Origin of the sequence: Rhodococcus sp. 06-221-2, assembly GCF_002258365.1 — a bacterium.
Lineage (GTDB): Bacteria > Actinomycetota > Actinomycetes > Mycobacteriales > Mycobacteriaceae > Rhodococcoides > Rhodococcoides fascians.
Genome location: NZ_NOYJ01000036.1, coordinates 20,468 through 34,406, shown reverse-complemented (window position 1 = coordinate 34,406; position 13,939 = coordinate 20,468). Strand labels below are relative to the sequence as shown.

Here is a 13,939-nt window from a genome sequence, read left to right as displayed (position 1 = left end):
TTCGCCGCCCTCAGCCCCTCCCGCCCCGGTTCGCTCCGAGGCTCCGGAAGTCAGTCTCACCAAGTCCAAGCCCGTCAGTCTGTCCAAGGGCCAGAAGGTCACTCTCCGCAAGGACGGCGGAGTTGCCCTGACGGTCATTCGCATGGGCCTCGGCTGGGACCCGGTGACGACCCCGAAGAAGGGTGGACTGTTCGGCGGCGGGGGCCGTGCGGCGAACATCGACTTGGACGCGTCGGCGATCATGCTGGCAGATCGCAACGTCAACGATGTCGTGTACTACGGCCAGCTCAACGCCAAGGACGGGTCGATCACGCACAAGGGAGACAACCTGACCGGTGAGGGCGAGGGCGACGACGAGGTCATCGTCGTCGATCTGACGCGAGTACCCCAGCACGTCACCGGCATCGTCTTCACGGTCACCTCGTACCGCGGCCAGACGTTCGAGCAGGTCGCCAATGCGTTCTGCCGGCTGGTCGACAACACCACCAACACCGAACTCGCCCGCTTCACCCTGCAGGGCGGCATGCCGTTCACCGGATTGGTGATGGCGAAGGTCTACCGCCAGGGCAGTGAATGGAAGCTACAGGCCATCGGCGACGGCATCCAGGCCAAGCACGCCGGTGAAGCCGTCAAGCAGCTCGGCCGCTATATGTGACCGCACGCCGACCGGTTCGATCTGCAGCGCCGTCGAGCACGCCACCGAGCGGGTCGACGGCGCTGCCGTTTCGAATGAGATCCTCCGACGGCCGGTAGATCTGCCGAACGATCAACGCGCACAGGCCGATCACTGCGATATCGCGCACGACCACGGTGGCGGTGAACCACTGTTCGGGCAGCCCCTTGTTGTCCACGCCCAGGTAGTAGTACATCCGGGGGAACCAGACGAACGCGTCGATTGCCATCCACGCCAACAGGATTCGACGATGCGGTAGAGCCAGCACCGCGAGAGGGACCAGCCACAGCGAGTACTGGGGACTCCACACCTTGTTGGTCAGCAGGAACCCGGCCACCACCAGAAACACCAACTGGGCCAGCCTCGGCCGGGTCGGAGCCGTCGTACCGATGTAGGCGATCAGCGCACACACGACGGCGAAGAGCAGCAGCGTGACTGCGTTGAGAACCATCGGCTTGTCCCCCGGATAGAGGGGGCCGTCGAAGCCCGTCCATCCGGTGAAGGAAGTGACGACGTTGTACAGCGAATCGGGGTCGGCTCCGCGCTCGGAGTTGAGCCGGAAGAACTCGTACCACCCCGTCGGATACAGCAGGGCCAGTGGAAGATTGACCGCAAGCCAGGCCCCGAGGGCAGCCGCTGCGGTCAGCCCCCACTCGCGCATGCGGCCGGCCCGCCAGCACAACACCAGCAGCGGCCCGAGGAACAACAGAGGATAGAGCTTGGTGGCACCGCCGAGACCCAGCAGTATGCCGGCCAGTACGGGCCGCTTCTTGGCCCAGGCCAGCAGACCGGTGAGCGCGAATGCCGTTGCGAGAGCGTCGAAGTTGGTGAATCCATGCACGATCACCAGCGGTGAGGCAGCCACCAGGGCAGCGTCCCAGATGCGTCGCCCCGCCGAGATCGCCGTCGCCCACACGGTGACCAGCCACGCGACGGCCAATCCCAGAGCGACGACGTTGAAGTAGACGACCACAGGCAGGGCTTGCGGCAGGAAACTCAGTGAGTTCCATGCCTTTCCGACGACCATCGAGCCGTACTGGTACAGGCCGGCAATGACCGGATATTCCATGTACCGGATCTGACTCGACCCGTCGGCCTTCGTTTCTTCCCAGGACTTCTTGTACGGAAACGCGCCTTGGTCGAGCCGCTCGGCACCGTAGAGCGGCACGGTGTCCGAATAGCACATCGCCACGTACTGGCGACTGCCGCTCCAGTCGAGTCCGAGTTCACCGTTCGGACCCACCGGTGCCTGTTGAATGCACGCTGCCTTGGCGAACCAGCCGAAGCAGAGAAAGACCACAGCGAGCAACAGGATGACCCGCAGCGCAGTGAACCACCGTTGCCGACCGACCAGAGCGTGCGCGCCCACCGGCCCGCCGATGACCGAGGACAGTTCCTCGGTCATCGGATCGGTACGGCTGGGTGCGTCACGGTCCGTTGCACTCGCCGTGTCCAGGCGACCAGGACTGGCAAGGGCTCTGCCCTTGCGCTCGGGTTCGGTCGTCACCGTTCGGTGCTACTGGCCGGGAGTCGCCGGTTCGGGGGCTGCCGGCTCGGGTGCTGCCGGTGGCTGTGCGGGCTGAGCCGGGGCCAGACCCGGCAGCGGAATGGTGACGCCCGGCAGAATCTCGACCTGACGCGGCGTGATGACCACCGGCGGCGAAATCTCCGTCGGGATCGGCAGAGTCACGGGCGGCGGCGCGGACGGAGCCACCGTCGTGACCGGGGCAGCCGGTGCCGAGTACTGCGGGACACCTGCCTGACCGGCGATGGCCTCGGGCGTCGGGAACGTCTCGTTCGAGGTGCCCTCGAGCGTGCCGTCCATAGTCGCCTTCCAGATGTCCGACGGTATGCCCGATCCGTAGATCGGACCGCCGTAACTGTTCTCGAGCGGCAAGCCCTGCTCGGTACCGACCCACACCGCCGTCGACAGTGACGGGGTGTACCCGACCATCCAGGCGTCCTTGTTCTGTCCGGTATCACCGAGCTGCGCGGTACCGGTCTTCGCCGCCGATTGACGACCACCCGCGAGGTTGTGACCGTTGGAGTACCCGGCGATCGGACGCATCGCCGACGTCACGTTGTCGGCCACCGCCGCCGAGACGACCTGCTGACCGGCCTCGGGTGCACGATCGAGCAACACCGTGCCGTCGGCCGTGACGACCTTCTGCACGAAGTGCGGGGTGTGGTAGACGCCGGAGGCTGCCAGTGTGGCGTAGGCCGAGGCCATATCGATCACCCGCGACTGGTACTGGCCGAGCACGATTCCGTAGTTCGGGCCCGCGTTGTCGGGCTCGGTCAGCGTGGGGCCGACGCCCTCGATCTCCTGCGGGATACCGAGCTTGTGTGCCATGTCCGCGATCGCCTGCGGGCCGTTGTCCATGCCCAGCATCATGCGGTAGAAGCTCGTGTTCAGCGACCGCTTGAGGGCTTCGGCGATGGTGCACGTGCCACAGGATTCGCCCTCGACGTTGCTGATCTGGATGCCGTTGACGTCGAGCGAGGAACTGTCGTACATCTTCGACAGCGGAATGCCCTGGTCCAAGGCAGCGGCGAGGCCGAACACCTTGAACGACGATCCGGTCTGCAACCCGGACTGCGCGAAGTCGAAACCGCGCCCGTCCGCGCCGCCGTAGTACGAGCGGACCGCGCCACTGCGCGGATCGATCGACACCGACGCCGTGCGCAGCTCCGACGGCTCACCCTGCAGGTTGTTGTCCACGGCCTCGACCGCGGCGGCCTGCGCCCTCGGATCGATCGTCGTCGTGATCTGCAGACCCTCGGTGTTCAGATCCTGATCACTGACCCCGACAGCCGACAACTCACGCAGTACCTGCGCCTTGATCAGACCGTTGGGACCTGCGTCGGCGGCATCACCCGAATCGACCTGAGAAATGGGGACCCACTGCGGATACTGCATCGCCGCACGCTGAGTCGGATCGAGCTGGCCCTGCGAGACCATGCCGTCGAGCACGTAGTTCCACCGCGACTGAGCACCGGTGGGGTTGACTTCCGGATCGAGTCCGGACGGCTGCTGGATGGTCGCAGCCAGTACTGCGCCTTCCTCGACCGAGAGCTGATCCACGGATTTGCCGAAGTACGCCGTCGACGCGGCAGCGATGCCATAAGCGCCACGACCGAAATAGATGGTGTTCAGATACGCCGCGAGAATGTCGTCCTTGGACCATTGGCGAGCCATCTTCGACGAGATGACCAGCTCGCGCATCTTTCGCGTCAACGTCCGCTCGGAGCCGACCACCGCATTCTTGACGTACTGCTGGGTGATCGTGGAACCGCCGCCCGCGCTGTCACGTCCGAGAACGTTGTCGCGCAGGGCACGGCCGAAGCCGGTCACCGAGAACCCGGGATTGGAATAGAAGTCGCGATCCTCCGCCGAGAGCACGGCGTTACGCACGTGCTCCGGAATCTGGTCGATCGTGACATCGGTTCGGTTGCCCTCGGGTGGCACCACCTTGCCGAGCACGCTCGACCCGTCGGAGGCGAAGATCGTCGCAACCTGATTGGTCCTGAGGTCACCGGGCCGCGGGACGTCCACCAGCGTGTACGCCACCATGAACAGCAGAATCGGCACTATCAGGCCCAAGGCGACCAACGCATACAACGTGCGTCGAACTACCCGCCACTTGGACTTCTTCTTCGTTTTCGCGGCGGAACCTCTTTCGGGGGGCTCGGGCGGTTCGTTGCCCGAGGAGCTAGCTGATGGATCGTTCGGTTCGTGTGGCGGCGGGACGGATCCCGATCGAGTGACACCTGCCGCGGCGTAGCGACCGTCACCGGACGGTCGACCCTGCGGTGGCATCGGACGCTGACCCGGAGGCGGACCCGGACGTTGGCCGGCGGGAGGCATCGGCGGTCGACCCTGCGGTGGCATCGGACGCTGCCCAGGAGGGGGCCCGGGGCGCTGGCCCGGAGGCGGTACCGGACGCTGACCCGGAGGTGGCATCGGCGGTCGACCCTGCGGTGGCATCGGACGCTGCCCGGGAGGCGGTCCGGGGCGCTGACCCGGAGGCGGTAGCGGACGCTGACCCGGAGGAGGCACCGGCCGTTGGCCCGGTGGGGGTACCGGACGACGTCCGGGCGGATCGGAATGGCGGCTGCCGCGCGGTGGTCCGGGCACGTCGGGGCGCCGTCCGGAGTCGCTACGGCCAGGTTCGTTGTTACCCGGGTTGTTGTCGTAGGGGGAACTCACGTACGAATCTCCAGTAATCTCGGCGGCCGCGTCGAATTCTCGGTGGCTGGGTTCAGCGAAGCGATTGTGTCATTCACTCGCAGTTCGACGGTTCGGTTGACGGGATCCCGATCGTGGGCGACGGGGTTGCTTGGGTGCGGGCACGGCCCCGAGGACGTAGGACTGGACGAGGTGATTCCAGCTGCACGAGCGGCAGACCTCGACCACATGGACCGAAAATTCCTCTTGGGTGGCAGCCAGCCGGCCGAGTTCGTCGGCCGTTCTCGCGGAGCCGGACAGGGGTCCGAGCTTCTCGCCGAACACCCACGACACCAGCGTGAGCTGCTCCTTCCGGCAGATCGGGCACACTACGTCGCTGCCGCGGCCGTGGAACTTGGCGGCACGTAGAAGATAGGGATCTGCATCGCAGACCGCTGCCACGCCCGTCCTACCGGAGTAGACCTCGGCCAGCAGCGACCGACGCTGAAGGGCGTAGTCCACCACCTGTCGCTGAAGTCGCACGAGAACCAGAGTACGTGCGGCAGTGTCGATGGAGACCTGCGATCCCCGCCTGGACGACGATCGACCCCCATTCCTGGGCCGAGAAACTATGCTCCACCTGTGCCGACGCGACTGTCACCCAGTACGCGAGCGCGTGATGTGGATCGCACCGACACTTGCGCCACGTTGGACGAAGCACTCGCCGATGGCCAGCTGTCCGATTTCGAGCACGCCGCAAGGATCGATCTGGCGAAGGAAGCCGACACGATCGCCGATCTGCACGCCCTCATCGAGGACCTTCAGAACGACACCGACCTGCCGCCGATGGCCGACCCGATCGAGTTCGCGCATCCGATCACGACGGCAAAGGGCTCACGCCTGGGCTTCATGGCCGTCGCGGTCCCTGCCGTTGCCGCCCTCGTGGCGCTCACCTTCGGCATTCGCGCGTGCTCGAACACCAATGACCCCGAATCGGGTCTCGGGTCGGCCGGGTACAAGAATCCTGCAGTCGTCGTAGATATCGTCGATGCACTGCAACAGAAGATCGGCACGTCGGTGGTCGACAGACTCGGGCTGTACGACGACTACGCCGTCATTTCGGCACCCGCACCCGGGGTGCCACAGAAACAGGTCAGCTACACCTATCGCGACGGCGTGATCGACGACTACGACGACAATTTCTCGAGCACCCGCGACTTCGACGAACCTCAGATCGACCTGGCGACGGTCGATCTGACGAAGGCAGCGGGAATCATCGCCGGTGCCCGCGAGAGCTTGAACATGAGTCGCATCGACAGCTACAACGTGAGCTTCCACGGCAGCGACAACGGTCCGCAAATTTCCGTCTCCGCCGACAACACCGACCAGGAAAGCGGAACTCTCCTATTCGATCCCGCAGGCAACTTCCTGCGTGTCACGCCGTTTTCGTTCGGCTGATGTGTCCGGAAAGGAGGCCGCATGATGGCACAACGACCCGATTTTCGCGCCCGTGAAATTGACCGCGCACTGACCGCCACCGTTCTGGATTCCGCATACGCCGACGGCCAGCTCACCTTCGACGAGCACCGCCTACGCAGCGAACGTGCGCGGGTGGCCATCACCCTGCGCGACCTACGACGCCTGGTCTCCGACCTACAAATCGACGTCGACCTTCCGGAACCACCGCCGCGAACATCCGAACCGAAGAACCGGCTACTGCTGGCACTCGGCTCGGTCGTCATCTTGACTGTAGGGCTGGTGGTGTTTCTGTCGACCAGGACCGGCGAAGAACCGGTTCCGACTGCTGCCGTCGTCGCGTCCACGACGACGCGCAGCGTCGCCCCCACCGTGCCGATGGACCTGCCGGTCGACGTCACCCCGATCATCGCCCGCCCCTTCGTTTTCGACACGGCAGCCGGACTCGACGATTTTCGAGAACGCTACGTGGAACGCTTCGGCAGTTCGCAGGTTCTCGAGGTGTTCATTCAGATGGACGGCAACCGTGCCGACGTCTATCGCCCGACGGCAGAGGGCCGACGAGAGCGTGTGTTCGTCTCCGGGGGGTTCGAGATGTATCACGAGACCGACGCGCCAGACGCACAAGAGGCTCTCTTCGACTGGGCCACAATTGATTCCGCAGTTCTGGCCGGCCTCGTCGCGGGAACGCCCGAGGCCGTCGGGGTTCCGGACGCCGCCGTCGAGTACGTCATGATCACCGATTCCCGCGGCGAGCAGCGCATCTCGATCACCGCACACGACGACGACGATCAGGGTGGCCGCGTCGAAGCGGACTTCGCGGGCAACATCGTCTCGGTAAGCCGATAGACGCCGCGAATCATGTTGCGTGTCAGCTACTTCGGGCTCTCGTGCGTGATGGCGCGGTAACCGGTTGCCCCTGCCCTGTCGACTGCGGCCTTGACGACGCCGAACACCGCACCGTGGACGGCTGCCACGATCAGCACCTCTCGGACGGACCGATTCAGATCCTTCGGGTCGGGGGCCGCCGCGTCGTCGTCGCCGACGTGCTTCCACACCTGCTTGAACACCGCGCCGGCCGCCAGCCCGCCGAGCACACTCGTCGCCAACGACATCGGTCTGTAGAACGCCTTCGATACTGCACTCATCGAAACACCTTTCTCGTACGTCGGCGACGAAGAAGAAGAACCGTCACCAACACTGCGGTCACCACGAAGCCCACGGCCCCTGCGGCAGTGCCGGGCCTACTGCGCACCGCATCGGAGGCACGTGTCGCCTGTCGAGAGGCCTCGTTGCCCACTCGAGTGGGGATGTCGGCTTTGGCCGCGAGAGCGGCGACGGTGTCGGCCAGTTCGGAACGCTGTTCCTCGATGCTGGGCGGCTGATCGGAGTTGCCGGGAACACTGTGCGCCGGTGTGTCGGTCATCGGATTCCCTCCTTCACTGCGGTGATGTCGTCGCCAATACGTGCTGCGGTGTCCGCGGGAATCGGCGGCAAGGCCTTCTTGGCCCGGGACGCGCCGACTGCGGCCAGAATGCCCCCGATCGCCAGCACCGCGATCGCGACGATCAGCGCCGCGAGCCATGCGGACAACACTGTCGCCAGTCCGAGCACTGCGGTAGCGATCAAGGTGGCGAGCCCGAGGAACAGCAGCAACGCACCCGCGCCGGAGATTCCGACGCCTACCCCGAGGCGGCTTCCCTTGCTCTTGACTTCGGCGAGTCCGGCGTCGATCTCGGTCCGGACGAGCGTCGAGACCTGAGTCGTCAGTCGCTCGATCAGTTGCACAGTCGACAGGTCCGCCACGTGGGAGCCCCGCTCGGACTCGGCGTTCGACAGCGGGGGCGGTTGATCGTTTTCGTGCATGATGCGCTCCTTCGATGTGGTGCCGTCCTGTGTCGATACCCGCGAAGAACCCCGAAAAACACGTCCGTAAATGCCGATTCGCGCGACGTAACCGGCCATTGGTTTGTCACTTCATGTATCGGCGCGATACATTCTCCGATAGTGTGGCTCATCGCATCGCCAGGATGTGATCGTTGGATTCGAGAAGGGGGAGTTGCATGCTCGAACTCGCAATTCTCGGACTGCTTCTCGAATCACCCATGCACGGTTACGAGCTTCGCAAGCGGCTGACCGGCCTGCTCGGAGCATTTCGTGCGTTTTCGTACGGATCGCTGTACCCGGCGCTCCGTCGACTACAAACCGACGGGCTCATCGCCGAGGACGCCGGTCCCGAACTGCTCGTGAAAAGACGAGCAAAACGGGTGTACGTGCTCACCCCCCTCGGCAGGGAACGATTTGCCGAACTGGTGGCCGACACCGGACCGCAGAACTACACCGACGACGGATTCGGCGTACATCTGGCCTTCTTCAGTCGAACCCCGGCAGAAGCTCGGGTCCGCATTCTCGAAGGCAGACGACGCCAGGTCGAGGAGCGCCGAGAAGGCCTCCGCGACGCTGTGGCCAAGGCGAACGGAACACTCGACCGCTACACCCGGCAACTCCACCAGCTCGGTCTCGAATCGAGCGAACGCGAGGTGCGCTGGCTCAACGAAGTCATCGCAGCCGAGCAAGCCGCCCCCAACCCAGCACCGTCCCACACAGCACCAAACAGGACAGTCAAGACAGAAGGAGAACCCGACCATGGGTGAGAACAACAACGCAATCCGCGTGGCCATTGTGGGTGTGGGCAACTGCGCCTCATCCCTGGTCCAGGGTGTCGAGTACTACAAGGACGCAGACGAGAACGCCACCGTTCCCGGCCTGATGCACGTCATGTTCGGCAAGTACCACGTCCGCGACGTCGAGTTCGTCGCCGCGTTCGACGTCGACGCCAAGAAGGTCGGCTTCGACCTCTCCGAGGCCATCTTCTCCAGCGAGAACAACACCATCAAGATCGCCGACGTGCCCCCGAAGGACGTCCACGTCCTGCGCGGACCGACCCTCGACGGCCTCGGAAAGTACTACCGCGAGACCATCACCGAGGCCGACGGCGAAGCAGTCGACGTCGCACAGGCACTGCGTGACGCCAAGGTCGACGTCCTCGTGTCCTACCTCCCCGTCGGATCCGAAGAAGCCGACAAGTTCTACGCACAGGCCGCCATCGACGCAGGCGTCGCCTTCGTCAACGCCCTCCCCGTCTTCATCGCCTCCGACCCCGTCTGGGCCAAGAAGTTCGAGGACGCTGGCGTCCCCATCGTCGGCGACGACATCAAGAGCCAGGTCGGTGCCACCATCACCCACCGCGTCATGGCGAAGCTGTTCGAAGACCGCGGCGTGCAGCTCGACCGCACCATGCAGCTCAACGTCGGCGGCAACATGGACTTCCTCAACATGCTCGAGCGCACCCGCCTCGAGTCGAAGAAGATCTCCAAGACCCAGGCCGTCACGTCGAACCTGCAGAAGGAATTCAACGCCAAGGACGTCCACATCGGACCGTCCGACCACGTCGGCTGGCTCGACGACCGCAAGTGGGCCTACGTGCGCCTCGAAGGCCGCGCCTTCGGTGACGTTCCCCTGAGCCTCGAATACAAGCTCGAGGTCTGGGACTCGCCCAACTCCGCCGGCGTCATCATCGACGCAGTCCGCGCCGCGAAAATCGCCAAGGACCGCGGCATCGGTGGACCGGTCATCCCGGCTTCCGCTTACCTGATGAAAAGCCCGCCGAAGCAGCTGGCCGACGACGTCGCTCGCGAACAACTCGAAGCCTTCATCATCGACGCGTAATTCTCCGCGGCACTGACGCCCGCCGGTCCACTCAACGTGACATTGACCCCCCAATAGGCCACCAAATGTCACATTGAGTACCGGCGGGCGTTCGTCTATCCCGCCTCGACGATGGCGCGAGGGTCGAAGGTCACCCTGATTTCGGTGATTTTGCCGTTCTCGATTCGTTGCCAGTTCGCGGTGGGGGCCGGGGGTGCGACGGACGTGTGCAGCTCGAACCACGTCAGCACGTTCGGGCCATCGACGAAGACGTGCGCGATGTCGATGTCGGTGACGATCTGCGACATTCCCTTCAACCCGGCGACGCATTCCTCGCCGCTGTCGGCGGTGCCCAGTGGCCCCCGAAACGTGGCGTCTTCGTGCAGGATCGACGCCAAAGTGTCGAAGTCCTTCGATTTCCAGGCCTCGAAGTAGGTCGCGGCAATTTGTGCGGGTGTCTGTGTCATGGATTCGAGTCTCGAACCGACGGAGTCAGAAGTCCAACAGTTGGTTCGGATCATCGCCAGAACTTCTACTCATAGCCGCAGCTAGACATCACGCGCTATCGTTTTCGCGTGGCCATCGATCCCACCTCGAAGCATCCGATTCTCGAGCGCGTTCGCGCTCTGGCGTTTGCGTACCCCGACGTGACCGAGAAGGTTTCGCACGGTAGGCCGACTTTCCGCACTGCCTCGGTGTTCGTCTACTTCGGCGGAGGCGTCAAAGGCGGCGATCAGTTCGATCTGTCGATCATCGTCAAATGCGAGAGCGCCGAGGAGCAGCGAGCCTGCGAACTCGAGCCGCGCTACTTCCATCCCGCCTACCTCGGACCCGCAGGCTGGGTGGGATTCGACCTGAGCAGTGACCGCACAGACAAGGCCGACAGCGATGTCTGGGCCGAAGCCGCCGAACTGATCGACTGCAGCTACCGCGTCACCGCACCGAAGCGCGCGATAGCCCGCCTCGACGCCGGCGAAGGTCCCGATCTCGGAGTACAGCAATGGAACTGAGGCAACTAGAGTATTTCGTCGCGGTGGCCGAGGAAGCGAACTTCACCCGCGCTGCCGCCCGCGTTCACATCAGCCAATCGGGGGTCAGCGCGCAGATCAGGGCGCTCGAGCGCGAACTCGGTGCCGAGCTGATCGACAGATCCGGTGGCACAGCCACTTTGACCACAGCCGGCCAGGCGGCGTTGCCGCAGGCCCGCGCGACACTCGCCGCGGCCGGATCCGTCAAACAATCCGTCGACGATGTGACGGGCCTACTGCGCGGCACACTGAGCGTCGGTATGGTCACCGCCTGCACCGTTCCCCCACTGTTCGACGCGTTGGCGGGCTTCCACGCGGCCCATCCCGGCGTCGACATTGCTTTGCGCGAGGGTACTTCGGACGATCTCGTCGCGGATGTTCGATCCGGCGAGATCGATCTTGCGTTGGTCGGTCTCGCTTCTCGGACCCCCGCCGGACTCGAATCGATGGTGGTGATCGACGAGCGGATCGTCGCAACCGTGCCGGCGGAGCATCCGCTGGCAGGGCGGCGAGAGGCAACGCTGAGCCGAGTGTGCGAACACCCGATCATCGCACTACCGCTGGGCACCGGCATTCGTGCGGTGTTCGACAAAGACTGCGCCGGGGTAGGTCTGTCACCATCGATTGCGTTGCAGGCCAGCGCACCTGACGCGGTGGCCGACCTCGCAGCTCGCGGTCTGGGCGTTGGGATCCTCAGCCGATCGATGGCCGAGTTCTACGGCGACCGGCTCGTCGCGGTCGAGCTGACCGACTCGCACACCGCCGCCCTGCTGGCCCTGGTGTGGCGCAGCGCGATGAGTCCGGCACTCGCCGAACTGGTGTCCGTGGCGACGACGAGTTTCAGCGAATCTTCTTGACGACGAACCACAGTGCGACCAGCAAGCCGAGCAGCGCCACAGACGGCAGCACGCCGGGATCACCTCCGATGATCCCGGCTACGGCGAAGCCGAGAGCGACCAGCGCGAAGAACCCCAGAATGCCTGCCAACAACTGCAGGTGGTCCTGCGCCGTCACGACTTGACGCCGCCCGCCGTCAGTCCGGAGATGATGCGGCGCTGGAACAGCAGCACCATGATCACCAGTGGAATCGCAACGATGGTGCCCGCGGCCATGATCGCGGCATACGGCACCACGAGCGGATCGTTGCCGGTGAACCGCGCGATGGCCACGGTCACCGGTTCGGTCTTGTCACTAGAGAGCTGACTGGCCAGCAGGTACTCGTTCACTGCGGCGATGAACGCGAGAATCGCGGTGGTGAACAAGGCAGGCGCGGCGAGCGGGAGCATCACCAGGCGGAATGCCTGGAATCGTCCGGCACCGTCGATCCGCGCGGCTTCTTCGAGCTCCCAGGGCAATTCGGCGAAGAACGCCGCCAGCGTGTAGATCGTCAACGGTAGGACGAACGAGATGTTCGGGATGACCATCGCCTGGTAGCTGCCGATCCAGCCGATGTTGGTGAAGAACTGGAACAGCGGGGTCACCAATGCGACGACGGGGAACATCGACGCACCCAGGATGATGCCCGTCACCACGTACTTGAAGCGAAAGTCGATGCGCGAGAGTGCGTATGCGGTGAAGATGCCGATGACCAACGCGATCAGAGTGGTCGCGCCGCCCACGATCAGACTGTTGCCCACCGCACGCAGGAAGTTGTTGCCGTTCGCCGTCGACAACGCGTTCTCGAAGTTCTCCCACGTGACGTGCGTCGGCCACGGCGTCGTGTCGAAGGTGTAGCGCGGGTCGCGGAATGCGGTGACGACCATCCAATAGAACGGTGCCAGTCCCCAGACGAGAATGACGACGACGCCGAGATAGATGCGAGCTTGCTTCATCGGCCGGGCCCCTTGCGCTGATTGTCCTGAGTGGCAACGGCATTGGCACCGAGAAACTTCACCAGGATGAACGCCACGACGAAGATCATGATGAACGAGATCGTCGACAGCGAGGCAGCGCTGTTGAATCCCTGCCGAATCTGATCCACCACCAGGATCGAGATGGTCCGGGTGGCGGGATTGCCCTCGGTGAGGATGGCCGGCAAGTCGTACATACGCAGCGCGTCCATGGTGCGGAACAGAATTGCCACCATCAACGCGGGCTTGACCAACGGCAGTGTGATCCTGGTGAACCGCTGCCACGCCGACGCACCGTCGACGCGAGCCGCCTCGTAGACGTCGGCGGGAATCATCTGCAACCCGGCCAGAATCAACAGCGCCATGAACGGCGTCGTCTTCCACACGTCGGCGATGATGACGGCGAAACGAGCGGGCCACGCGTCACCGGTCCACAGAATGTTCGTTCCCAGAATGCGATTGGCGATGCCGTCGTACGCGAAGATGAAATACCAGAGCTTGGCCGTGACCGCCGTCGGGATCGCCCAGGGGATCAGGATTGCCGCGCGCAACAGGGCGCGTCCGGCGAAGGTCTTACCCATGATGACGGCCATTCCGAAGCCGATGACCACCTCGATGGACACCGTGACGACCGTGAAGAACGCGGTGTTTCCGACGGCGCCCCAGAACTGCGACCCCAGCGTTCCCGGCGGGCAGGGCACCGATGTGCCCGACGCCGAGGTGCATTGCTGCAGGATCCAGTGCGTGTAGTTGTCGAAGCCGGCAGATCCACCGGTGACGAACATGCCGGTGGCGGGATCGAGACCGGGATCCTTGGAGAAGGACATCACCAGGGCTCGGATCACCGGGTAGACGATGACGATCGCGAGGATCACCATCGTCGGTGCGATCAACAGCCAGGCCCGACCCTGCGTCAGGCCGAACCGCTTGTTCTTGGACCGCACATGCCGACCGCGGCCGGGGGACGAGCCCCCGGCCGCGGTGGTTGCGGCGGCCCCACTGGTCACACCAGCAGGTACAGCCATTGGTTCTCCCG

General features: G+C 64.5%; 17 protein-coding genes. 7 read left to right on the top strand and 10 right to left on the bottom strand.

Annotated elements, in window-relative coordinates:
* The coding region (locus CH281_RS25060) for a TerD family protein (protein ID WP_143544879.1) at window positions 1-655 on the top strand (655 nt) is incomplete at its 5' end.
* Here CH281_RS25060 and CH281_RS25055 read toward each other — a convergent pair.
* From CH281_RS25055 to CH281_RS25040, 3 genes are all read right to left on the bottom strand, one after another.
* Window positions 630-2,078: a glycosyltransferase family 87 protein gene (locus tag CH281_RS25055; protein WP_052053643.1), complete on the bottom strand. Its 1,449-nt coding sequence runs from the start codon at window positions 2,076-2,078 to the stop codon at window positions 630-632. The genes CH281_RS25060 and CH281_RS25055 overlap by 26 nt on opposite strands.
* A 111-nt stretch (window positions 2,079-2,189) precedes the next feature.
* A complete protein-coding gene (locus tag CH281_RS25050) occupies window positions 2,190-4,565 on the bottom strand; it encodes a transglycosylase domain-containing protein (protein ID WP_371828549.1) in 2,376 nt (791 codons plus the stop codon).
* A gap of 387 nt (window positions 4,566-4,952) precedes the next feature.
* Window positions 4,953-5,384, bottom strand: coding sequence for a DUF5318 domain-containing protein (locus tag CH281_RS25040; protein ID WP_027495064.1), 432 nt, complete (start codon window positions 5,382-5,384; stop codon window positions 4,953-4,955).
* A 99-nt stretch (window positions 5,385-5,483) separates the two neighbouring features.
* Here CH281_RS25040 and CH281_RS25035 point away from each other — a divergent pair, with 99 nt between their 5' ends.
* Together CH281_RS25035 and CH281_RS25030 are read left to right on the top strand one after the other, a co-directional pair.
* Window positions 5,484-6,299 (top strand): DUF1707 SHOCT-like domain-containing protein, encoded by an 816-nt coding sequence (locus tag CH281_RS25035; RefSeq protein WP_230592056.1) that lies wholly within the window; start codon window positions 5,484-5,486, stop codon window positions 6,297-6,299.
* Between the two features lie 21 nt (window positions 6,300-6,320).
* A complete protein-coding gene (locus CH281_RS25030; RefSeq protein ID WP_094695814.1) occupies window positions 6,321-7,166 on the top strand; it encodes a DUF1707 domain-containing protein in 846 nt (281 codons plus the stop codon).
* A gap of 26 nt (window positions 7,167-7,192) precedes the next feature.
* On the opposite strand, the gene CH281_RS25025 is transcribed toward CH281_RS25030, so the two are convergent.
* The 3 genes from CH281_RS25025 to CH281_RS25015 are packed head-to-tail and all read right to left on the bottom strand — an operon-like array spanning window position 7,193 to window position 8,183.
* A complete protein-coding gene (locus CH281_RS25025) occupies window positions 7,193-7,465 on the bottom strand; it encodes a DUF4235 domain-containing protein (protein ID WP_094695815.1) in 273 nt (90 codons plus the stop codon).
* Window positions 7,462-7,743 (bottom strand): DUF3618 domain-containing protein, encoded by a 282-nt coding sequence (locus CH281_RS25020; RefSeq protein ID WP_094695816.1) that lies wholly within the window; start codon window positions 7,741-7,743, stop codon window positions 7,462-7,464. Before CH281_RS25020 ends, CH281_RS25025 begins: the two co-directional genes overlap by 4 nt.
* Window positions 7,740-8,183, bottom strand: a complete 444-nt coding sequence (locus CH281_RS25015) for a phage holin family protein (protein WP_230074919.1) — start codon at window positions 8,181-8,183, stop codon at window positions 7,740-7,742. The genes CH281_RS25020 and CH281_RS25015 overlap by 4 nt, the downstream gene beginning before the upstream one ends.
* 197 nt (window positions 8,184-8,380) lie before the next feature.
* On the opposite strand from CH281_RS25015, the gene CH281_RS25010 reads away from it, so the two are divergent.
* Window positions 8,381-8,971 carry a PadR family transcriptional regulator gene (locus CH281_RS25010; RefSeq protein ID WP_027495058.1) on the top strand — a complete coding sequence of 197 codons (591 nt, stop codon included), beginning with the start codon at window positions 8,381-8,383 and terminating at the stop codon, window positions 8,969-8,971.
* Entirely contained in the window at window positions 8,964-10,046 is a 1,083-nt protein-coding gene (locus CH281_RS25005) for an inositol-3-phosphate synthase (RefSeq protein ID WP_027495057.1), read from the top strand. Before CH281_RS25010 ends, CH281_RS25005 begins: the two co-directional genes overlap by 8 nt.
* A 95-nt stretch (window positions 10,047-10,141) precedes the next feature.
* On the opposite strand, the gene CH281_RS25000 is transcribed toward CH281_RS25005, so the two are convergent.
* Window positions 10,142-10,492, bottom strand: a complete 351-nt coding sequence (locus CH281_RS25000; RefSeq protein ID WP_094695817.1) for a nuclear transport factor 2 family protein — start codon at window positions 10,490-10,492, stop codon at window positions 10,142-10,144.
* A gap of 108 nt (window positions 10,493-10,600) precedes the next feature.
* Here CH281_RS25000 and CH281_RS24995 point away from each other — a divergent pair, with 108 nt between their 5' ends.
* Window positions 10,601-11,035 (top strand): MmcQ/YjbR family DNA-binding protein, encoded by a 435-nt coding sequence (locus tag CH281_RS24995; protein WP_094695818.1) that lies wholly within the window; start codon window positions 10,601-10,603, stop codon window positions 11,033-11,035.
* Window positions 11,026-11,910 (top strand): LysR family transcriptional regulator, encoded by an 885-nt coding sequence (locus CH281_RS24990; RefSeq protein ID WP_094695819.1) that lies wholly within the window; start codon window positions 11,026-11,028, stop codon window positions 11,908-11,910. The genes CH281_RS24995 and CH281_RS24990 overlap by 10 nt, the downstream gene beginning before the upstream one ends.
* On the opposite strand, the gene CH281_RS27070 is transcribed toward CH281_RS24990, so the two are convergent.
* The 3 genes from CH281_RS27070 to CH281_RS24980 are packed head-to-tail and all read right to left on the bottom strand — an operon-like array spanning window position 11,894 to window position 13,928.
* Entirely contained in the window at window positions 11,894-12,067 is a 174-nt protein-coding gene (locus tag CH281_RS27070; RefSeq protein WP_169879403.1) for a hypothetical protein, read from the bottom strand. The two genes, CH281_RS24990 and CH281_RS27070, sit on opposite strands and share 17 nt — an antisense overlap.
* A complete protein-coding gene (locus CH281_RS24985; RefSeq protein ID WP_032367661.1) occupies window positions 12,064-12,885 on the bottom strand; it encodes a carbohydrate ABC transporter permease in 822 nt (273 codons plus the stop codon). The genes CH281_RS27070 and CH281_RS24985 overlap by 4 nt, the downstream gene beginning before the upstream one ends.
* Window positions 12,882-13,928 carry a carbohydrate ABC transporter permease gene (locus tag CH281_RS24980; protein ID WP_179274289.1) on the bottom strand — a complete coding sequence of 349 codons (1,047 nt, stop codon included), beginning with the start codon at window positions 13,926-13,928 and terminating at the stop codon, window positions 12,882-12,884. The genes CH281_RS24985 and CH281_RS24980 overlap by 4 nt, the downstream gene beginning before the upstream one ends.
* Between the last annotated feature and the right edge of the window lie 11 nt (window positions 13,929-13,939).

Bases quoted from the DNA above. Each gene is read 5' to 3' on its own strand.
- CH281_RS25055 (WP_052053643.1), bottom strand. From the start codon at position 2,078: ATGACCGAGGAACTGTCCTCGGTCATCGGCGGGCCGGTGGGCGCGCAC.
- CH281_RS25050 (WP_371828549.1), bottom strand. From the start codon at position 4,565: ATGCCACCGCAGGGTCGACCGCCGATGCCTCCCGCCGGCCAACGTCCG.
- CH281_RS25030 (WP_094695814.1), top strand. From the start codon at position 6,321: ATGATGGCACAACGACCCGATTTTCGCGCCCGTGAAATTGACCGCGCA.
- CH281_RS25025 (WP_094695815.1), bottom strand. From the start codon at position 7,465: ATGAGTGCAGTATCGAAGGCGTTCTACAGACCGATGTCGTTGGCGACG.
- CH281_RS25020 (WP_094695816.1), bottom strand. From the start codon at position 7,743: ATGACCGACACACCGGCGCACAGTGTTCCCGGCAACTCCGATCAGCCG.
- CH281_RS25015 (WP_230074919.1), bottom strand. From the start codon at position 8,183: ATGCACGAAAACGATCAACCGCCCCCGCTGTCGAACGCCGAGTCCGAG.
- CH281_RS25010 (WP_027495058.1), top strand. From the start codon at position 8,381: ATGCTCGAACTCGCAATTCTCGGACTGCTTCTCGAATCACCCATGCAC.
- CH281_RS25005 (WP_027495057.1), top strand. From the start codon at position 8,964: ATGGGTGAGAACAACAACGCAATCCGCGTGGCCATTGTGGGTGTGGGC.
- CH281_RS25000 (WP_094695817.1), bottom strand. From the start codon at position 10,492: ATGACACAGACACCCGCACAAATTGCCGCGACCTACTTCGAGGCCTGG.
- CH281_RS24990 (WP_094695819.1), top strand. From the start codon at position 11,026: ATGGAACTGAGGCAACTAGAGTATTTCGTCGCGGTGGCCGAGGAAGCG.
- CH281_RS24985 (WP_032367661.1), bottom strand. From the start codon at position 12,885: ATGAAGCAAGCTCGCATCTATCTCGGCGTCGTCGTCATTCTCGTCTGG.
- CH281_RS24980 (WP_179274289.1), bottom strand. From the start codon at position 13,928: ATGGCTGTACCTGCTGGTGTGACCAGTGGGGCCGCCGCAACCACCGCG.